The organism is Plantactinospora sp. WMMC1484 (assembly GCF_049315195.1).
Taxonomy (GTDB): Bacteria; Actinomycetota; Actinomycetes; order Mycobacteriales; family Micromonosporaceae; genus Plantactinospora.
The window spans coordinates 5,525,365-5,544,465 of sequence record NZ_CP186055.1; the positions used below are offsets into that span (position 1 = coordinate 5,525,365).

At 72.8% G+C, this 19,101-nt stretch carries 18 protein-coding genes and 1 riboswitch; of the genes, 5 read left to right on the forward strand and 13 right to left on the reverse strand.

The annotated features are described in order from the left end of the window. Positions 1 to 42: 42 nt before the first annotated feature. From ACN28C_RS24055 to ACN28C_RS24070, 4 genes are all read right to left on the reverse strand, one after another. Positions 43 to 816 carry an ABC transporter ATP-binding protein gene (locus ACN28C_RS24055; protein ID WP_422769787.1) on the reverse strand — a complete coding sequence of 258 codons (774 nt, stop codon included), beginning with the start codon at positions 814 to 816 and terminating at the stop codon, positions 43 to 45. Beyond that, complete coding sequence (locus ACN28C_RS24060; RefSeq protein ID WP_422769788.1) at positions 813 to 1,697, reverse strand: ABC transporter permease; 885 nt, start codon at positions 1,695 to 1,697, stop codon at positions 813 to 815. Before ACN28C_RS24060 ends, ACN28C_RS24055 begins: the two co-directional genes overlap by 4 nt. Before the next feature lie 122 nt (positions 1,698 to 1,819). Beyond that, positions 1,820 to 2,827 carry an ABC transporter substrate-binding protein gene (locus ACN28C_RS24065; RefSeq protein ID WP_422769789.1) on the reverse strand — a complete coding sequence of 336 codons (1,008 nt, stop codon included), beginning with the start codon at positions 2,825 to 2,827 and terminating at the stop codon, positions 1,820 to 1,822. Next, a complete protein-coding gene (locus ACN28C_RS24070) occupies positions 2,824 to 3,969 on the reverse strand; it encodes an agmatinase family protein (RefSeq protein WP_422769790.1) in 1,146 nt (381 codons plus the stop codon). The genes ACN28C_RS24065 and ACN28C_RS24070 overlap by 4 nt, the downstream gene beginning before the upstream one ends. A gap of 49 nt (positions 3,970 to 4,018) precedes the next feature. After that, a riboswitch (guanidine-I (ykkC/yxkD leader) is annotated at positions 4,019 to 4,136 on the reverse strand. Positions 4,137 to 4,274: 138 nt separating this feature from the next. Here ACN28C_RS24070 and ACN28C_RS24075 point away from each other — a divergent pair. Both ACN28C_RS24075 and ACN28C_RS24080 read left to right on the forward strand, forming a co-directional pair. After that, positions 4,275 to 4,811 (forward strand): helix-turn-helix domain-containing protein, encoded by a 537-nt coding sequence (locus tag ACN28C_RS24075; protein WP_422769791.1) that lies wholly within the window; start codon positions 4,275 to 4,277, stop codon positions 4,809 to 4,811. Then, a complete protein-coding gene (locus ACN28C_RS24080; protein ID WP_422769792.1) occupies positions 4,804 to 5,193 on the forward strand; it encodes a DUF4180 domain-containing protein in 390 nt (129 codons plus the stop codon). Before ACN28C_RS24075 ends, ACN28C_RS24080 begins: the two co-directional genes overlap by 8 nt. A 185-nt stretch (positions 5,194 to 5,378) precedes the next feature. Here the strand turns inward: ACN28C_RS24080 and ACN28C_RS24085 are convergent, their stop codons facing one another. The 4 genes from ACN28C_RS24085 to ACN28C_RS24100 form a co-directional block, all read right to left on the reverse strand. Further along, a complete protein-coding gene (locus tag ACN28C_RS24085) occupies positions 5,379 to 7,025 on the reverse strand; it encodes a hypothetical protein (RefSeq protein ID WP_422769793.1) in 1,647 nt (548 codons plus the stop codon). Further along, complete coding sequence (locus ACN28C_RS24090) at positions 7,022 to 7,912, reverse strand: ATP-binding cassette domain-containing protein (RefSeq protein ID WP_422769794.1); 891 nt, start codon at positions 7,910 to 7,912, stop codon at positions 7,022 to 7,024. The genes ACN28C_RS24085 and ACN28C_RS24090 overlap by 4 nt, the downstream gene beginning before the upstream one ends. 161 nt (positions 7,913 to 8,073) lie before the next feature. Next, a complete protein-coding gene (nhaA, locus tag ACN28C_RS24095; RefSeq protein ID WP_422774793.1) occupies positions 8,074 to 9,381 on the reverse strand; it encodes a Na+/H+ antiporter NhaA in 1,308 nt (435 codons plus the stop codon). Between the two features lie 253 nt (positions 9,382 to 9,634). After that, the gene (locus ACN28C_RS24100; RefSeq protein WP_422769795.1) at positions 9,635 to 10,609 is read right to left on the reverse strand and encodes a sugar phosphate isomerase/epimerase family protein; all 975 of its coding nucleotides are present in this window, start codon (positions 10,607 to 10,609) and stop codon (positions 9,635 to 9,637) included. 463 nt (positions 10,610 to 11,072) lie between these two features. On the opposite strand from ACN28C_RS24100, the gene ACN28C_RS24105 reads away from it, so the two are divergent. The 3 genes from ACN28C_RS24105 to ACN28C_RS24115 are packed head-to-tail and all read left to right on the forward strand — an operon-like array spanning position 11,073 to position 12,700. Continuing rightward, positions 11,073 to 11,492, forward strand: a complete 420-nt coding sequence (locus ACN28C_RS24105; RefSeq protein ID WP_422769796.1) for a hypothetical protein — start codon at positions 11,073 to 11,075, stop codon at positions 11,490 to 11,492. Positions 11,493 to 11,495: 3 nt separating this feature from the next. Then, positions 11,496 to 11,729 (forward strand): helix-turn-helix transcriptional regulator, encoded by a 234-nt coding sequence (locus ACN28C_RS24110; RefSeq protein WP_421492630.1) that lies wholly within the window; start codon positions 11,496 to 11,498, stop codon positions 11,727 to 11,729. Further along, positions 11,726 to 12,700 (forward strand): NAD(P)-dependent alcohol dehydrogenase, encoded by a 975-nt coding sequence (locus tag ACN28C_RS24115; RefSeq protein ID WP_422769797.1) that lies wholly within the window; start codon positions 11,726 to 11,728, stop codon positions 12,698 to 12,700. Before ACN28C_RS24110 ends, ACN28C_RS24115 begins: the two co-directional genes overlap by 4 nt. A gap of 116 nt (positions 12,701 to 12,816) precedes the next feature. Here ACN28C_RS24115 and ACN28C_RS24120 read toward each other — a convergent pair whose 3' ends face one another. The 5 genes from ACN28C_RS24120 to ACN28C_RS24140 form a co-directional block, all read right to left on the reverse strand. Further along, positions 12,817 to 13,281, reverse strand: a complete 465-nt coding sequence (locus ACN28C_RS24120; RefSeq protein ID WP_422769798.1) for a hypothetical protein — start codon at positions 13,279 to 13,281, stop codon at positions 12,817 to 12,819. 157 nt (positions 13,282 to 13,438) lie between these two features. Then, positions 13,439 to 14,755 (reverse strand): ABC transporter permease, encoded by a 1,317-nt coding sequence (locus tag ACN28C_RS24125; RefSeq protein ID WP_422769799.1) that lies wholly within the window; start codon positions 14,753 to 14,755, stop codon positions 13,439 to 13,441. Beyond that, on the reverse strand, positions 14,752 to 15,444 hold the full coding sequence (locus ACN28C_RS24130; RefSeq protein WP_422769800.1) for an ABC transporter ATP-binding protein: 693 nt from the start codon (positions 15,442 to 15,444) through the stop codon (positions 14,752 to 14,754). Before ACN28C_RS24130 ends, ACN28C_RS24125 begins: the two co-directional genes overlap by 4 nt. Beyond that, positions 15,441 to 16,466: an efflux RND transporter periplasmic adaptor subunit gene (locus ACN28C_RS24135; protein WP_422769801.1), complete on the reverse strand. Its 1,026-nt coding sequence runs from the start codon at positions 16,464 to 16,466 to the stop codon at positions 15,441 to 15,443. The genes ACN28C_RS24130 and ACN28C_RS24135 overlap by 4 nt, the downstream gene beginning before the upstream one ends. Positions 16,467 to 16,675: 209 nt before the next feature. Further along, positions 16,676 to 19,048, reverse strand: coding sequence for a DUF6351 family protein (locus ACN28C_RS24140; RefSeq protein ID WP_422769802.1), 2,373 nt, complete (start codon positions 19,046 to 19,048; stop codon positions 16,676 to 16,678). Positions 19,049 to 19,101: the final 53 nt, after the last annotated feature.

The following is a 19,101-nucleotide window of genomic DNA, read 5'->3' on the forward strand; positions in this document are numbered from 1 at the left end:
GGCCTGTCCGGTCCGGCTGCAGCATGTCCGGTCCGGCTGCGGCTATCCGGCGTGGTGGAAGGTTCGGACCAGATCCTCGACCCGGGCCCGCGCCGCCAGGAACTCCGGTGCCCGCTTCAGGTCGAGGTCCCGCTCGTCCGGCAGCTCCAGCGTGAGATCGGCGGCGACCCGCCCGGGACTGCTGGCCAGCACCACCACCCGCTGCCCGAGAAAGACCGCCTCCTCCACGTCGTGGGTGACCATCAGGACGGTGGTGCCGGTGTCCCGCCACACCCGGCGGAGCAAGAGCTGCATGTCCTCTTTGGTCTGCACGTCCAACGCGCCGAACGGCTCGTCCAGCAGCAGGACGTCCGGCTCGCAGGCGAGCGCCCTGGCGATCGCCACCCGCTGCCGCTGCCCGCCGGAGAGCTGTTTCGGCAGCGCCGACCGGAGCGCGGTAAGCCCGGTCTCCTCCAGATACCAGGCGACCCGGCGGGCCCGCTCCGCCCGGTCGATGCGGAGCAGTTCCAGGCCGAAGCCGACGTTACGCTCGACCGTCCGCCACGGGTAGACCGCGCCGCTCTGCAACACCAGCCCCCGGTCCGGTCCGGGCCCGAGCACCGGGTTGCCGTCGAGCAGGATCTCGCCGCCGGAGGGGCGGTCGAGGCCGGCGACCAGGGAGAGCAGCGTGGACTTGCCGGAGCCGCTGGCCCCGACGACGCAGACGAAGGACGTCCGGGCGATCCGCAGGTCGACGTCGACAAGCGCCGGTACGTCGCGGCCGTGCCGACGGAACACCCGCCGCACGCCGACGAGTTCGAGCAGCCCGGTGGTCACGGCACCCACCGCCCGAGCCGGTCCCGCAGGATCCGGAGTACGACGTCGGCGGTCACCCCGATCAGCCCGATCACCACCAGGATCGCGAAGATCTTGTCGGTCTGGGTGAAACGCTGGGCGAGCAGGATCCGCTTGCCGAGCCCCTCCTGGCTGTTCACCAGCTCGGCGACGACCACCAGTCCCCAGGCGGCGGCGAAGTTCACCCGTACCGTGTCGACGATGCCGGGCAGTGCGTACGGCAGGATCACCTTGCGCAGCACCTCGCCGCGCCGGGCGCCGAGGGTGTAGGAGACGTTCACCAGGTCGATCGGCACCTGCCGGACCACGTCGGCGGTCATCAGCATGTTGAAGAAGACCGTGCCGATGACGATCAGGGCGATCTTCGGCGCCTCGCCGATGCCGAGCCAGATCAGCAGCAGCGGGGTGAAGGCGGCGGCCGGCAGGTAGCGCAGCAGACCGCTGGCCGGTTCCAGGGCGGAGCGGGCCGCGGCGAAGCTGCCCATCGCCACGCCGAGCGGGACCGCCACGGCCACGCCGATCCCGTACCCGTAGAGGATCCGCCGGACGGTGGCCCAGGCGTCGGTGAGCAGTTCCCCGCTGCGGGCCATCTCCAGCCCGGCCGCCCAGACCGCGCCCGGCGCCGGCAGGAACCGGGGTTCGACCGCCCCGGTCGCGCCGAGCAGCAGCCAGGCCAGCAGCGGTAGGGCGACCGAGCTGAGCACCAGGACGGTGCGGACCCGACCGGGCAGCGGCGTACGCAGTGCCAGCACCCGGCCCGGTGGCCGGTTCGGGCGGCGCCGGGGCAACGGGCCGAAGAGCTGCCGGGCGGTCGGCGGGCGCCGCACCGGCGCCCGCCCGGCAGCGCCGGGCCCGTCGGGCACGCGAGGCGCGCCGGGCCCGTCGGCCACGCGAGGCGCGCCGGGCCCGTCGGCCACGCGAGGCGCGCCGGAGGCGTCGGCCACGCGAGGCGCGCCGGAGGCGTCGGAGCTGGCCAGGCGTTCCATCAGGTCACCGCTTGCACGAACGTCGGGTCGAAGAGGCCGTCGAGCGAGGGTTTGCTCGGCGCCAGTTCGGTGCGGACCAGGAACTCGGCGATCCTGTCGGCCTGGAAGTCCAGGTGGGTGGCGTCACCGCCCGGGGAGAACGCCGCGAGGTTCTGTTCCCGGGTGAAGATCGTGGTGCCGGCGTTGTAGGTCCGGTAGTCGGCCTCGCTCACCCCACCCCGGCGGGCCATGATCGCCACCGCCTCCGCCTCGTTGGCCGCTATCCACTCCAGCGTGTCGAACCAGGTCTGCACCACCTGCTGCACCTGCTCCGGATGCTCGCGCAGGTACGCGCCGTCGAAGGCGAGGTGGTCCGGGATCGCCCCGGGGAAGTCCTTGGAGGTGGCGATGGCCCGGCTGCCGGGCCGCTCCAGCGCGGTGGTGGTGAAGGGCGCGAAGGCGCCGACCGCGTCGACCTGCCCGGCCACGAACGCGGCCGCCGCGGCATCGGTCAGCAGCGGGGTCAGCGTGACGTCCTCTTCGGAGAGGCCGGCGCGTTCGAGGGCGAGCAGCAGCAGGTAGTGGTCGACGGTGCCCTGCTCCACCGCGACCTTCTTCCCGCGCAGTCCGGCGACGTCGGCGACGTCCGGGGCGGCGATGATCTGGTCGTTGCCTGTCGAGTTGTCGTTGACCAGCACGATGGTCTGCTCCGCACCGCCGCTGACCGAGGTGAGGGTGTCGTTGAGGGTCTGGCTGTTGGCGTCGAGGTTGCCGGTGCTCAGCGCCTGGAGACTGTCGGTGTAGCTGTCGAACCAGGTCAGTTCGACGTCGACACCGTTGGCCTCGAAGAGCCCCTTCTCCTGCGCGACCTGCCAGGGAAACCAGCCGGGCCAGGCGCTGAATCCGAGCCGTACCGTGGTGGAGCCGTCCGCGCCGGAATCCGTGCCGTCGCCGCAGGCCGCCGTGGTGCCGAGCAGGGCGGCGCAGGTCGCCGTCGCGAGCAGTCGGATGAACGGGCGTCTTCTCATTGGTTTCTCCCAGGAAGATGACCGGCGCGCACCAGGCAGCCCAGGGTGTCGCAGATGACCCGGGTGGCGATCAGCGAGGTGATCTCCGCGTTGTCGTACGGCGGGGAGCACTCGACGACCTCGATGCCGGCGAGCGGCCGTTCGGCGATCAGTTGGATGAACTTGAGCACCTCGCGCGGCAGGAAACCGCCCGGCTCGGGCCAGCCGGTGCCGGGGACGAAGGCGGCGTCGAGGCAGTCGACGTCGAAGGAGAGCCAGACCGCCTCGGCGCCGTCCCAGGCCACCTCCAGGGCCCGTTCGGCGGCGGTCTCGATGCCCATCTCGACGCAGTCGGTGACGGTCATGATCGTCGTCCCCCGCTCCCGGCCGACCTTCACACCGGGCCGGGGAGCCTGCCAGCCGCCGATGCCGATCTGCACCAGGTTCTTCGGCGGGACGTTCGGGATGTCGGTGGCGTGGAACCACGGGGTGGTGTGCATCCGCTCGTCGAGATCCGTCTCCTGGGTGTCGACGTGCCGGTCGAAGTGGATGATGCCGAGGTTGCCGTCGAGGTGCTCGGCGACGCCGCGTACGGTCGGGTAGCCGATCGAGTGGTCGCCGCCGAGCACCACCGGAAAGGCGCCCGAGCCGTAGACGTGACTGACCGCCCTGGTGATCTGGTCGAAGGTCTTCTCGATGTTGCCGGGGATGGTGAAGACATCCCCGAGGTCGGCGATCGTGATCGACTCCCGCAGGTCGACGCCGAGTTCGAAGCTGTACGGCCCGTAGAGTGCGGAGATCTTCCGGATGCCCTGCGGCCCGAACCGGGTCCCCGGCCGGTACGTCGTACCGCCGTCGAAGGGGGCGCCGAGCACCGCCACGTCGTACGCGCCGCAGGTGGTGACGTCCTCGACGTACGGCGCCTTGAGGAAGGTGTTGATGCCGGCGAAGTGCGGCAGCTCGCCGCGGGAGAAGGTCGGGATGCGGCGGTCCACGATGGAGTCGGCGCCGGGCAGCCCGAGCCGCAGGCCGCGCTCGACCTCCGCCTCCCACGCGGTGGTCGGCAGTTCCGCCTCCCGGCGCACCGCGTAGCGGGCCTCGGGTCCGTGGTTGTCGTGCGGCAGCGGGTCCGGCCGACCGGGATGATCGTGTGCGAAACCCATGGGCACCTCCGGGAAGGTCGCCCGGCCGGGGAACAGCCGGGTGGTGGCTGTCTCCCGGGCTTTTGTCCCGCCGTGGAGCGGCGCCGACCGCGCCGCCGGCCCCGCCTGCACCTCTCGGACCAGTCCCGCCCGCACGGTGGGGCGGCGGAACCCTAGGCACGCCTCAATAGCTGAGTCGCCTCGAAACGTAAGGGCGGCGCGTTTCCCTCGCTTTGCCCGCCGGTTGCGGTCAGGTATCGGCCATGCCCACCACCGCTCGCAAGAAACTACCGCTTCCTTCCCTTACTGAGCTAAATTAGGGAGCGATGGGTAATGAGATGTACTCGGTGGAGCAGGTGGCCACCCGGCTCGGCCTGCATGTGCGGACGGTCCGGGGCTACATCCGCAGCGGCCGGCTCCGGGCGGTGCGGATCGGCAAGCAGTACCGGATCGCCCGGGCCGACCTCGACGCGCTGACCGGCCGGTCCGAGCCGGTCCGGCACGGACCGCCGGCGGTCGAGGTGTCGGGCATCGTGCAGGTCGACGGCATCGACCGGTCCGGTGCCGATCGGCTGGGCACCCTCCTGCTGGCCGGGGTGAACACCCACCACGACCCCGCGCGGCCGCTGCGGGTGCAGACCATCCACGACGAGGAACGGGACCGCATGAAGATCGTGATAATCGGTGACCCCGGTGCCACCGCCGAGCTGCTGCGGCTGATCGACGGCGTGCTCGACGTCGAGAACGGGCTGGTCGGCAGAGGCACCAGGGGGGTCGGTGGCGGCGCCGGGGTGGTCAGCGGCGGCACCGGAGTGGTCGCCGGGGCCGACCGGGCGCCGGGCGGGGAGGTGGCGGATGCCTGACGAGCTGCGGCACCTGGCCGGCGTCCCGGTGCTGGTCTGCGATCCGGACGGCCCGCCGGTCGCCACCGAGCAGGACGCACTGGACCTGATCGGCGCGGCCTTCCTCGGCGCCGAGGTGGTGGCGGTGCCGGCGAGCCGGCTGGACGAGAACTTCTTCTCCCTCGGCAGCCGCTTCGCCGGCGAGATCATGCAGAAGTTCGTCAACTACCGACTGCGGCTGGCCGTCGTCGGCGACATCTCCCGGCACCTCGCGGCCAGTACGGCACTGCGCGCCCTCGTCCACGAGTCGAACCGGGCCGGTCACGTCTGGTTCGTCGACGACCTCGACGCGCTGGAGATCCGGCTGCGCGCCGCGGCCGACCCGACGACCCGCCCCGCCTGACCCGACGACCCGCCCCGCCTGACCGGCCCGGACACCGGCCCCGCGATGCGCCGCGCGGACCGGCGGCGTCACCGGTTCCGCCCGGGGTGCGGGCCGACGTCGTCACTGCGCGCGCCCGGGGCACGGGCCAGCATCGTCACCTCGTCCGGGCACGGGCCGACGTCCGTCACCTCGCCGTCACTCCGTCATCCCCGCAGGTCGCGCCTGCGGTAGCCGAGGATTCCCAGCAGGACGAGCGCGGTGGCCACGGCCAGCATGAGCGTGGCCGCGCCGCCGTCCGGCGACCGGTCGGGGACCGGGGCGAGGTGCGCGAACGGGGAGAGCCGGCCGACCCAGGCGGGCGCGCCGGTGCTGTCGGCGAGGACCTGCCAGAGGAACCCGCCGGCCGTGGGCAGCACACCGACAAGGGTGACCACCCGGGGCAGCCAGCCGAGCGCCAGCACGGCCGCGCCGAGGCTCAACAGCGCCACCGGCAGCACGTTGGCGGTGCCGGCGAGGGCGGCGCCGAGGCCGAGCGGCGCGCCGACCCGGGCCGCACCGGCCCAGGAGGCCAGCCCGGCCGCGAGGGCGAGAAGCACCGCACCGGCCACGGTGACGGCCAGTTCGGCGGTGAGCAGCCGGTGCCGGGTGACGGGCTGGGCGTAGAGCAGCGCGAGCCGGCGATCGGTCTCGTCGGCGGCGAGCGCGCCGATCCGGACGGCCACGAAGGCGCCGATCGGGATCGCCAGCAGCGCGTACATGGTGGCGACGTAGCCCTCGACCGAGCCGAGGCCGCCGAATCCGGCCGCGGCCGCGAGCTCGGCGAAGCGGGTGTTGTCGGCGAGGAAGCTGGTGATCGACACCGCGACCACGCCGATCAGCAGCGCGTACCCGGCGATGCCGATGGCCCAGCCGAGCAGCGGGCCGGCCAGCCGTCGGGCGGCGAACCCGGGCAGCGAGCCGAGCAGCCAGAGCCGGGGCGGCCGGCCGGCCGGGGCAACGAACCAGCCGCCGCGCAGGTCACGGTGCCGGGTCGCCACCAGCGCCGCGCCGAGCAGGCCGGCGGCGACAGCGGCCAGCACGGCGAGCGGCAGCAGGCGGTTCGCCGCGTACGGCTGGACGAGCGCCACCAGCCCGAACGGTGACAGCCAGCGCAGCCAGCCGAGCGCGTCGACGCCGTCGCCCAGCATCCGGGCCAGCAGCCCGGTGCCGAGCAGGGCCATCGCCGCACCGCTTGCCGCGCCCCGGGTCGGGAAGAGCTGTGCGGCGAGGGCGCCCGCGGCGACGAAGTAGACCCCGAGCAGGGCCAGGCCGGCGCCGTGCAGCAGCGCCCCGTGCGGCGGGGTGCCGGCGGCGGTGAGTGCACCGGCGGTCGCGAGTCCCGCGACGAGCGGCACGGCGGCCAGCACGGTGGCGTGCCGGGTGACGATCGCGGCGACCGGCAGCCGCCCGGCGGCCAGCAGGTCCCAGCGGCCGGCGTCCTCCTCGCCCCGCATCGTCCGGGTGGCGGCGAGCAGACCCCAGATCCCGAGCAGTACCCCGAGCACGGTGCCGGTGCGCCAGACCGTGAACCCGCCCGCCTGGTCCAGGGCCACCGGGGTGCCGAAGAGGGTGCGGATCGCCGGATTCTCGGCCAGCGCGGCGAGCGCGGCGGCGTCGAGCGCGTCGCCGACCGTGCCGGCGTAGGTGGCGGCGACCATGGCGGACATCCCGGCGACCAGCACGACCACGATCACCGCGCCGCGCCGCACCTGACGCAGGGCCAGCCCGATCACCTTACGCCCGGCGGAGCCTGCCACGTCCCGTCCGGATGCGCCGTCGTCGCGCGCGGCACGGAGGTCGACGGCGGTCACCGGGACGCCTGCGAGTAGTAGTCGAGAAAGATCTCCTCCAGGGTCGGCTCGGAGATCTGCACCGCGCTCACCCCGGCCTCCGAGAGCGCCCGCAACGCGGGTCCGGGCGGGCCGGTCAGGGTGAACCGCAGCCGCCCGGGGCCGGTCTCCTGCAGCCCCTCGACCCCGGGCAGGCCGGTCAGCTCCGGCACTGGTCCGGTGAAGGTGGCCTCGACCCGGCTGCGGTGCAGTCGGCGCAGCTCCGCCACGCCGGCGACCTCGACCAGGTGGCCGGCGCGCAGGATCGCCACCTGGTCGCAGACCGCCTCGACCTCGGAGAGCTGGTGCGAGCTGAGGAAGACGGTCTGCCCGCGCTCGCGGGCCTCGGCGACGGCGGTCCGGAACTCCCGTTCCATCAACGGGTCGAGCCCGCTGGTCGGCTCGTCGAGGATCAGCAGCGGAGCCCGGGTCGCGAAGGCGGCCACCAGCGCCACCTTCTGCCGGTTACCGGTCGAGTAGGCCCGTCCGGGCGTGTCGAGGTCGAGGGCGAACCGCCGCACCAGCTCGTCCCGGTGGGCCGGGTCGACCCCCGGCCCGATCCGGCCGAGCAGCTCCAGGATCTCTGCGCCGGTCAGGTCGGGCCAGAGCGCGACGTCGGCCGGCACGTACGCGATGGAGCGGTGCGCCGCCGCCACGTCCGCGGCGTCGGTGTCGAAGATCCAGGCGCGTCCGGCGGTCGGGCGGGCGAGCCCGAGCAGCAGCCGGATCGTGGTGGACTTGCCCGCGCCGTTCGGCCCGAGGAAGCCGAAGACCTGGCCGGCCGGCACGGTGAGGTCCAGCGCCTCCAGGGCGCGGACGGAGCCGTAGTGTTTGGTCAACCCGGTGGTGCGGATGGCGGCAGCGGTCACGGAACTCTCCCCGGTCGGCGACGGACACGACAGCCGACCAGACTTCCCGGCACACCACGGCGGAGCGTACCCGCCGGCATCGACGAGCGGAAGGAGATCGGCGGGGCGGCGGTCCGGATCGGCGCTGGGCGCACAATCCGGTCGGGTTACCCCTCGCCCGCTCAGGTTCGAGGGCTCTGGTCCTCGTAGACGTCGGGCACGCCGTCGGCGTTGGTGTCGCGCTCCTCGATCGAGCAGATGCGCTGGTAGTGGCGGTTGCGCATCCGCAGGACGACGGTGGCCAGCGCCGCCGAGAGCAGCGACCCGAGCAGTACGCCGATCTTGGTGTGGTCGTCCCGTTCGGTGCCGGCGCCGAACGCCAGCTCGCCGATCAGCAGGGAGACGGTGAAACCGATCCCGGCCAGCAGCGCCAGCCCGAACACGTCCCACCAGCCGAGCCCCTCGGCGAGCCGGGCCCGGGTGAGCCGCTGCACCAGCCAGGTCGCGCCGAGCACTCCGGCGGCCTTGCCGGCGACCAACCCGACCACCACGCCGACGGCGACCGAGTCGGTCAGGGAGGCGCCGAGGCCGCCGGCGCCGGCCACCGACACCCCGGCGGCGAAGAAGGCGAAGACCGGCACCGCGAACCCGGCGGAGACGGGCCGGAAGCGGTGCTCGAAGTGCTCCGCGAGCCCGGGACCGGGGCCGGGTTTGCGCCGCAGCACCGGCACGGTGAACGCGAGCGCCACCCCGGCGACCGTGGCGTGCACCCCGGACTCGTGCACCAGCGCCCAGGTCACCGCGGCCAGCGGCAGCAGCAGCCACCAGGAGCGCACCCGGCGTTGCACCAGCACGCCGAAGATGGCCAGCGGGATCAGCGCCAGCAGCAGTGGCCCGAAGCTCAGCGAGCCGGTGTAGAAGATGGCGATGATCACGATCGCCAGGAGGTCGTCGACGACCGCGAGGGTGAGCAGGAAGGTCCGCATCGCCGCCGGCAGATGCGTGTTGATCACCCCGAGCACGGCGAGCGCGAACGCGATGTCGGTGGCGGTGGGGATCGCCCAGCCGGCCAGCGCACCGTCGCCCGCACCGGCGTTGAAGGCCGTGTAGATCAGTGCCGGCACCGCCATGCCACCGACCGCGGCGGCGACCGGCAGCATCGCCCGGCGCGGCTCGCGCAGGTCACCGGCGACGAACTCGCGCTTGAGCTCCAGCCCGGCGACGAAGAAGAAGATCGCCAGCAGTCCGTCGGCCGCCCAGGTCGCCAGGCTGAGGTCCAGGTGCAGGGCGGCGGGGCCGATCTCGAAGGCTCCCAACGCCCGGTAGGACTCGGACCACGGCGAGTTCGCCCAGGCGAGCGCCAGCACGGCGGCGACGAGCAGCAGCACCCCGCCGACGGTCTCGGTCCGGAGGATGTCGCCGACGCGGCGAACCTCGGGCCAGCTACCACGGGCGAACAGGCGCGGCATGCGGCTGCCGGGGGTGACCATCTGGGTGCCTCCGGTGGGTCGACGATTCAATCGCCGACCAGACTTCCCGGCACACCGGTACCTACCCTATCCGAACCACGATCATCGGCCCAGCCAGGAGTGGAAGCCGGCCGACGCCTCCGTCCGCCGAACGCGGAGCAGTCGCCGCTGCTACGGTGAGATCGTCGGCTGCCGGGGCCGCGAGGCGGACTGGCCGGAGGCCGCGGGACGATGACCGGCGCCGGCCACGTCGACGGCGCCGGTCACCACCGCCTCAGCGGTGTCCGCGCAGCGCGCGCATGCGCCGGTAGCTGCGTTCCGCCGCGCCGAGCGAGCCGGGCGGGTTCGGCTGCGCGTTCGGCGCGGTGTCCTGCTCCCAGAGGTAGCCGTAGCGGTACGGGTTGCCGCGCAGCGCGCCGAAGAACTCGTCGAACGGGATCTCGCCGAGCCCGAACTCCACATCCGCGTAGGAGTTGCCCTGCTGCGGGTCGGGCAGCGGCACCCCGTCCTTGACGTGGAAGAGCGGATAGCGGTGCGGGTGGGCGTTGACGTAGTCGACCGGCCGGAAGCCGGGGTACTTCCGCGCCCCGCCGTATGCCCAGAGGATGTCCATCTCCAGCGCCACCACCCGGGGATCGGTGTGCTCCAGGAAGACGTCGTAGAGGCGTACGGCCGGCTGGTCGACGGCGAAGCTGAACTCGATCGTGTGGTTGTGCTGGTAGATCGTGATGCCCCGGCGGGCGGCCCGCTCGCCCCAGGCGTTGAACTCCTCCGCCGCCGCCTTGTAGCCGTCGACGGTCCGGTCCTCCGTCGGCGCCTGGGCGGTGCCGAGGTAGCGCATCCCGAGGGTACGGGCGATGTCGAGTTCCTCGTCGAGGTTGTTCCGGAAGTCGGCGAGCCCGCGGTGGCTGCCGGAGGCGCGCAGGCCGTTGCAGTCGAGCAGGCGCCGGATCTGCCTCGGGGTGATGGCGCCGAGGCTGCCCTGGGTGTAGCCGGCGAACTCGACCTCCCGGTAGCCGATCCGGGACAGCTCCTCGAAGACCCGGGCGAAGCCGTACTCGGCGACCTTGTCCCGCACGCTGTAGAGCTGGATGCCGGTCCGTTCCTTCGGGATGAGCCGCCCTCCCCCGCCCCGGCCGCCGGAGCTGGCCAGGGCCGGCGCCTCGGCCAGCGTCCCGGCCCCGACCGCGACCGTCGTCCCGGCGAGCCCGCGCAGGAACGCGCGGCGGTCGATGCTGTGCTTACCCATTGTTCCGATCCCCTCTCAACAGCCGGCGCAGGCCGGACGGCGGGCGCAGGCCGGATCGCCGTCGCGGCCCGGCGACGGTCGGATCGCGGCGGCGGCCCGGAGCCGGTGGCTCGTCCAACTTTTGGCCGCCGAACCGAAAGTTAGGCCCAAACTATCGAAGCTTTTCGAGGGTGTAAACCTTCTTCGCATCTACCTCGCCGAATGTTTCGGCTCATGACGATGAATGTCGTCTGCCTCCGCCGGAGCCGGGCGGTAGGCTGCCGGATCGTGGATGCCTCGACCCGGTCCGGCCCACGACCGTCATCGCACTGAGCCGACTCCACCGGCCCTCACCGCAGCCGCCGCTACCCGACCTGACGGACGGTCGCACCCCAGCCCGTGGTGTCTAGAAAACTTGACATGGTGTCTATTGCTCTTTACTCTTCGAGTGTCAAGAGTTCTTTACCTCTCGGGAGTTCCGGCGATGTCGTACGAAGAGAAGGGCACCTGGGTCAGCCTGGTGGTCGCGGTGGCGGTCTACGCGGTCTATCTCGGGATCGTCCTGGGCAGACTCTCCGACACCCCCGCCACCGAGGTGCCGTACGTGTCGACGCTGCTGCTCACCATCGGCGTCTCGATCGTCGTCTCCATCGTCGCCCGCATCGCGGTGGAGATCGCCCGCCCCAGTGACAGCCACGCCAGCGACGTCCGGGATCGGGAGATCCACCGGCACGGCGAGCGCGTCGGCCAGGGCCCCCTGATCGCCGCCGCCCTGGTGGCGCTCGGCCTGGCACTGCTCGACGTCGACCACTTCTGGATCGCGAACGCGCTCTACCTCGGATTCGTCGCCTCGTCGGTGACCGGCTCCGCCGTCAAACTCGTCGCCTACCGCAGGGGCATGTGAGCGATGGTCAAGCCGACCCGGGTCACCAACTCGATCCGCGCCCTGCGGTTCGCCGCCGGCGAGATGACGCAGGCGCAGCTCGCCGAGCGGATCGGGGTGACCCGGCAGACCGTCATCGCCATCGAGCAGGGGCGGTACTCCCCCTCGCTGGAGATGGCATTCCAGATCGCCCGCGTCTTCGCGGTCCCGCTCGACGAGGTGTTCCAGTATCCCGACCCCGAAGGGGAGCAGCCATGAGAGCCGCCGTGTACCGCAGCTACGGTCCCCCGGACGCCGTCCGGGTCGAAGAGGTCCCGACGCCGACACCCGCCAACGAGGACGTTCTCGTCCGGGTGCACGCCGCGACGGTCAGCGTGACCGACGGCACCGCCCGGCGGGGCTCCCCGGGCTACTCCCGGCTCTTCTTCGGGCTCCGCCGGCCGAAGTGGACGGTGCTGGGCTCCGAGTTCGCCGGTGTGGTCGAGGCGGTGGGGCCGGCGGTGAGCCGGGTGCGGGTCGGCGACGAGGTCGTCGGCGTCACCGGGCCGGACTTCGGGGCGCATGCCGAGTACGTCCGGGTCCGCCAGGACGCCGCACTCGCCCCCAAGCCGGCGAACCTCGACTTCGCCGAGGCCGTCGCCCTGGCCGACACGACCGCGCTGGCGTTCCTGCGGGACCGCGCCCGGCTCGACGCCGGCCAGACGATCCTGGTCAACGGTGCTTCCGGCAGCGTCGGCAGCATGGCGGTGCAGCTCGCCAGGCACTACGGTGCCACGGTCACCGGGGTGTGCAGCACGGCGAACCTCGATCTCGTACGCGACCTCGGCGCCGACGCCGTCCTCGACTACACCAGGGAGGATTTCACCCGCACCGGGCAGACCTACGACGTCGTCTTCGACGTGGCCGGCACGAGTTCGTTCGGCCGCTGCCGCACGGTGCTCGGCCCGGCCGGGATCTACCTCAGCCCGGTGCCGTCACCAGGGCTCCTGGTGCAGGTGCCCTGGACGGCGGCGTTCGGCCGGCGCAAGGCGGTGCTCGCCTTCACCGGGCTACGGAAGGCGGCGGAGAAGACCCGGGACCTGCTCCTCGTGAAGGAACTGGCGGAGGCGGGCGCGCTCCGGCCGGTCATCGCGGCCCGCTATCCGCTGGACCGCATCGTCGACGCGCACCGCCACGTCGAGGGCGGCAAGCACGGCAACGTCATCCTCGCCATGCCGGAGCACGGCTGATCCACAGCCGCTGTTCGTGCCGGGCTGACCCGCAACGCTGTTCGCGCCGGGCTGACCCGCAACGCTGTTCGCGCCGGCCGACCCGCAACGCTGTTCGCACCGGCCGACCCGAACCGCTATTCGTGCCGGCTGACGCCTTCCGAGTGCATGCCGGTCTGCTCCTCCAGCGGATTGTTGCGGAGATCGTCGAGGGCGGTGTCGTCGGGGAAGAGCCTGCGCCCCGGGCCGGGATCCGCCGGCGCACCGCCCGGACCCGCCTCCGGGACGCGGGTCGGCTCCACCGGGCCGAAGCCGTGCTTGCCGGCGCCCTGCTCCCACGGCAGGCCCTGCTCCTCGTCCGCGCGCCGTTCGCCGCGCCGCGCGGGCGGCAGACCGGCCTCCTCGCTCCCCTCGTCCAGCGGGGAGTCCTCGGATGCGCCCCACGGCGCGTCCCGGTCCTCCGTGCCCCCGGTGGTCCCCCACGGCCCGACCGACTGCGGGCCCCGGTCCCGGCCGTCCGGAGCCGCCGACACAGCGCCGGCGTCGCCCCGCCCGAACTGATCGCCCGCGTCCTGGTCCACCGCTCGCTTCTTGGCGCCCATTCCACCACCTCCCGCTGACGGGTCGCCCTGCCGGGCTCTCCATGTGCTCCGGGTGATCCCCCGTGCCCGGTGACCCCGGCGCCCTGGGTGTGCCGTTCCCGGGGCGCGCCCAGACATGCCGGGGACGGGGCGGAATCTTCCACCGCGCGCATCACTGTCACGCGCGCATGACGGTCGCGATCGGGATGCGGGCCGCCCGGATGGCCGGGACGAGACCACCGAGCAGTCCGGCCGCCAGACCAGCGACCACCCCCGCGACCGCCGCCTGCCACGGAAACACCATCTCCGCCAGGAACGGCGCCCGGTCGGCGAAGAGCGTGCCGGCCGCGCGGAGGGCGAGCGCGGACGCTCCGATCGCGGCGGCCGCGGTGAGCAGGCCGGTAAGCAGCGTCTCGGCGAGGACGATGCCGGCCAGCAGCAGCCGCGAGGTGCCGACCGCGCGGCGCAGCGCGAACTCCTCGACCCGCTCCCCCACGGTCGCCAGCCCGACGTTGAGGATGCCGGCGACCCCGATGAGCAAGACCAGGCTGGCCATGCCGAGGAAGATCCACCGGGTCAGCGCCAGATTCCGTTCGATGTCCTCGCGGGCCCGGACCGTCTCGAAGTGGATCTGGTCCGCCGGCACGCCGGTCGCGGCGAGCCGCAGCACCAGCAGCCGTTCCAACTCGCCGGCGGTGGGTGCCATCATCACCTGGAGTCCCGGACCATAGTCGGCGGCTGCCGGCGACTCGGGCAGCCAGTTCGCCAGATCGTCGGCGCGGGTGTAGGCGCTCGGCTGCGGGTTGCCGTCGTCGATCACGCCGATGATCTGCGGCGTCGGGTTGGCGGTGGCGCCGTCGATGCGCATCTCCGCCGGCACCCGGTGCCGGTTGAAGCCCTTTGCCGCCTCCAGGTTGACCACCAGCCGGGGCGCCAGGGCGGGCGCCGACGAGAAGTCCAGCCACTGGCCGGCAACCCGCCGGAACGGCTTGAACTGACGGATGTCGCCGGTCAGCGTGTGCAGGACAAGTTCGATCGCCTGACCGGGTACGGCGGGCGCCGCCTCGCCGCCGGGCGACATCGGCCGGCAACCGTACTGGTCGCAGTACATCCCGCCAGCCGGCCCGTAGCCGCCCGGCTGGTCGAACGGGGCTCCGCCCGGATTGACCGGGACGACCCCCGGTTCACCGATGATCGCCTGGCGGCTGGCGACCGCCACCGCGTCCGGCCGGTCCGCCAGGGTCTCGTTGCTGACCCGGATGCTTCCCGGGCTTCCCGGCAGATACGCCTGCCGGGTGCCGTCCCTGCCGACCTGGAGTTCGAGGCTGGCCAACTGGGCCCGTTCGAGGGTCTCGGCCCCGGCCTGCACCACCACCACGGCCAGCACCCCGAGAAAGAGACTCACCATCGACAGGAAGGTACGCATCTTGCGGGCCCGGATACCCTGCCCGCCGATGATCAGTGCCGAGCGGAACCGCCCGGAAAGCCGGATCACCGCGGCACCAGTTCCGGATGGAGCACGCCGTCGTGCAGCCGGAGTATCCGTTGCATCCTGCCGGCATGGTCGCGATCGTGGGTGACCAGGATCAGGCCGCAGCCCCGCTCGGTGGCCGAGCGCATCACCTCGATCACCAGGTTGCCGGTCTCGGTGTCCAGCGCGCCCGTCGGCTCGTCGGCGAGCAGCAGGCGCGGCTCGCGGACCAGGGCCCGGGCCACCGCCACCCGCTGCTGCTCTCCGCCGGAGAGCCGGGCCGGACGGTGTTTCGCCAGGTGTGCGATGCCGACCTGGTCGAGCGCGGCCATGGTGCGGGCCCGGCGTTTGCGGCGGGGCAGCCAGCCCTGGCCGTTGATCAGGGCCATCGCCACGTTCTGCGCGGCGGTGAGGTGCCCCAGCAGGAAGAACCGCTGGAAGACGAAGCCGAACTCGGCGCTGCGCATGGCCGCCGCCCGGCGCTCGGGCAGCCGGGTGATGTCCCGGCCGCCGAGCAGATAGCGACCGCCGTCCGGCCGGTCGAAGAGGCCTATCAGGCTGAGCAGCGTACTCTTGCCCGAGCCGGACCGGCCGAGGATCGCCACACTCTCTCCAGAGTCGACGGTGAGGTCGACACCGTCGAGGATCGTCCGCGGCGCGTGCTGCCCGGTCAACGTCTTGGTGATGCCCGCCAGTTCCAGCAGTGCCGTCATTTCCCGCCCATCGGTCCGGCGGGCCTGCCCGGCTGCCCCGGTTCCGCCGGCTCGGCCGGCGGCAGGTTGGGGCCGGGGACCGCCACCGTCTCGTCCCCGGTCAGACCGGACGTGATCTGCACGACCTTGCCGTCGCTGAGGCCGAGCACCACGTCGCGGGTCTCCCGGCCGCCGTCCGGACCGACGACGTCCACCTTGCCGTTCCCCTGACCGCCGGCAACGGCCTCGACCGGGAGTACGAGTGCGTTCTCGGCCCGAGCCGTCACGACCTCGAGGGTGGCGCTCGCGCCATTGATCAGTTTGATGCCGGGCGGAGCCGTGCAGACCAGGCGCATCCCGGTCGGCTCCGAGGGCTCGACCTGCTGGTGGATGCCCGCTGGCGGGCGGACCGGCGCGACCGGAGCCGTCGACGGATCGGCAGACGAATCCGCCGACGGCTCCCGGGCCGGCGGTTCCGGGACGGTTCCGGCGGGCAACGCGGCGATGGTGCCCAGGACCTTGCAGGCGAAGGGCCCCGGCCCGTTCTTGATCTGGGCCTGCACGCTGGTGAGCGAATCCGATATCTGGTACGCCTGCGCACCGTCGATCTCCGCGACGAGTCCGTAGCCGATCCGCCTCGCCGACACCACCGGCATCCCGGCGGTGACGGTGGAGCGGTCGTCCATCAGCCGGCCGGCGAAGACGGAACCGGACGGCACGTCGACGCGGCGCGACTTGCCCCCCGCCCAGATGCTGGCCACCCGGGTCGGTCTGGTCGGGGTGCCCTCCGGCGGGTCGACGTCGCGGTAGCGGATCTGCCCGGCGACCGGGGCAACCACCCCGAAGAGCGGGTTCATCGTGACCCTGCCGGCCAGGCTCACCCGGTTGTCCAGGTCCTGCCGGGCCGGCTTCGCGGTGGTCAGGGGCGTGCCCCTGGCCGCGAGTCCCGGCGTCACCGCCTCCGGGCCCGACGCGCGGCACCCCGCGCCGGCCGCGACGAGTAGCAGGAGCACACAGGAGCCCAGCAGTAGTCGCCCTCGCACCGGCAACCCCCTCACCCACATGGTTCCGGACCGACATCTGGACAGACGCGGCCTGCCGGCAATCGGTTGCACTGTGGCGGGCGGCTGCGGCGTGACCACGGACGACCGGCAGGACGGCGGTAGCGGCGCCCACGGCACCGCTACCGCCGTATCAAACCAGAACAACCGCCGCCGTAATGTCCCGTTCCCCACCGTGTCGTGCCGTACTGTCAGCGGTAGTCGCAGACTCCGGTCGGGAAGATCTGTTCCAGGCGCCGCCGGTCGGCGTCGGTCGGGCGCCACGAGCCGTAGAGCCCGCGGGCGATCGCCACCCGGACGGGCTGCCGGTCGCAGGCGTAGACGCCGCCCTCGATCGGGCCACCGGCGACGGTCCGGGAGGTGCCGTAGAGCGGGAACCGTCGCGTGCAGGGACCGTCGGGGCGGTTGTCGAGAATGCCGTCCCAGACGTGCTCGCCCCGGGCGATCTCCGTACCGGTCGTGGTGAAGCAGCGGTCGACGGCGAGCGCCGGCCGGTTGCCGGCCACCCCGCGCCACGGGTGGGCCCGCAGGTTCGCCATCCACTCGTCGATCACCGCCAGCGCCTCCGGGGTCTGGTCGAAGGTCTCGGCCGGCCGGGCGTCGGTGAACCAGATGACCTGGTTGCCGGCGCGTCCGTCGTGCTCGCGCATCCGCTGCCGGGACGCGAACGACTGGTGGGCGTTGTGCATGTCCAACTGCTCTTCGAGGTAGTGCCGCCAGTCGACGATCGGGATGTCGATGTCGCCGGTGAAGACGCTCCCCGAGGAGTACGCGGCCCGAATCGCCGCCCGGTCCCCCGTGGTACGCGGTGCCGGCGTCCGACCGCCGTCCGGGGAGAGCCGCATGTTCCGGGACGACCAGGGGTCGAACTGGGCCGGATCGGCACAGGCCGCCGGGGTGTAGGGGCAGCCCTCCTGCACCATCTCCGACTGCGGCCTCCACGAGCCGACCCGGGCGTTCAGGTCGAGGAACTCGGTCGGGGTGATCCGACCCGAGGTCAGCGCCGACAGGCCGTACTGGACCCCGACGTTGTCCCAGGTGGAGCGGGCGTACCCGGCCGGGTCGGTGCCGTAGACGTTGACCAGGTCGGCCCAGTGCGACCACTGCACCGTCCGCTCCACGCCCGGCGGGTCCATCCGGGACCAGAGTGGGTCGCCCGGAAACCAGCGCGGGTTGAGCGCGAGCGGGGTGAGGCCGCGCCAGCCCTCGACGCACTCGGTCGAGCCCGGCGCGCCACCGCGGTACGGGTTCGGCACCGTGGCGCTGGCGTTCATGCCGATCAGCCAGGTCCGGTTCTCCCAGTCCCGCCACTTCGGGTTGGCGCCGTCGGTGACGTCCATGTAGTACTCGAGCAGCTCGCAGTCGCCGACGTGGATGGTCTGGGTCGCCATGTCCGGATACGAATATTGCGGGATTGCCGCGTCGATCACCCGGTCGCCGTGGTTCTGGCCGTAGACGTACTGCTGGATGCCGCCGCCGGAGCCGCCCACCCCGACGGTGTAGAGCGGGACGCCGTGCTCCTCGACGAAGTGTTCCTTCAGCATCAGCGCGGTTTCGCCGCCGAGCACGAGGTTGTAGTGGGTCGCGGTGCGGGTGCCGGTCGAGTAGAGGACGGCGTAGCCGAGCGAGAGCCCGTCGTGGTAGAGGTGGGCGCCGGGAAGCCGCCCCTGGTCGTGCCCGATCGCCACCCCGCCGTCGAAGTGGTAGACGACCCGCCGGTTCCAGTTGCCCTCCAGCATCGCGATGGAGTAGACGAAGCGGTTGATGGTGCCGCGCTCCCGGCGTACTACGTAGTCGACGGTCCGGCCGTCCAGGGTGCGGGTGGTGGTCAGGTCGGCCGGTCGGGAGCCGTCCGCCGGCATCGGCTTGAAGCTGCCGTCGGCGGCCCGGTAGAGCCGGTCGGTGATCGTGGCGGCGGCACAGTCCCGGCTCCAGCCGACCACCGAGCCGTCCGGGCCGAGGACCCGCATCCCCTGCCCCTCCTGGTTGTCCACCAGCGGCTGCCCGAGCCCGTTCTGCTCGGTGCGGCAGAGAAACGGATACTGCCGTGGCCCGGAGAAGATCGGGCCCGAGACGGGGTGGTTGCGGAGGACGAGGGTCGCGGCACGGGCCTGCCGGGCGCTCGCCCGGAGCAGGTTGGCGCCGTCGCGCAGCCCGCCGACCACGCCACGCAGCGACCGCCCGTCGACCCGGAACGCGCGGGTCACGTCGGCGCCGTTCCGGGTGATCCGGACGGAGCGCGGGTCGATCCGGCCGGCGAGCGTCACCCGGACCAGCGCGTCGCCGCCGCTGACCTGGTCCGGCCGGCTGGAGAGGACATCGATGTCGAGCCGCTGCCCGGCAGGACCGGTCCAGGCTCCGGTCCAGCCGGCGGCAGGACCGGTCCAGGCGGCGGCCGGCGTCGCCGCGCCGAGGGTGAGCACGGCGGTCAGGGCGACTCCGAGCCCGCCGGTGAGGCTCCGGTGGGCGTGGCGTCTCCACCGGCTCGGCAGGCCGGAACGTACGGTGTGGACGGTGCCGGAAGCTGCACGCCGGCGGTGGGCGAGGAACCTGAGCACAGACATCGGTAACTCGGTCTCCTCCCGGAGCCCCGGATGGTGGCGGACATCGACGATGT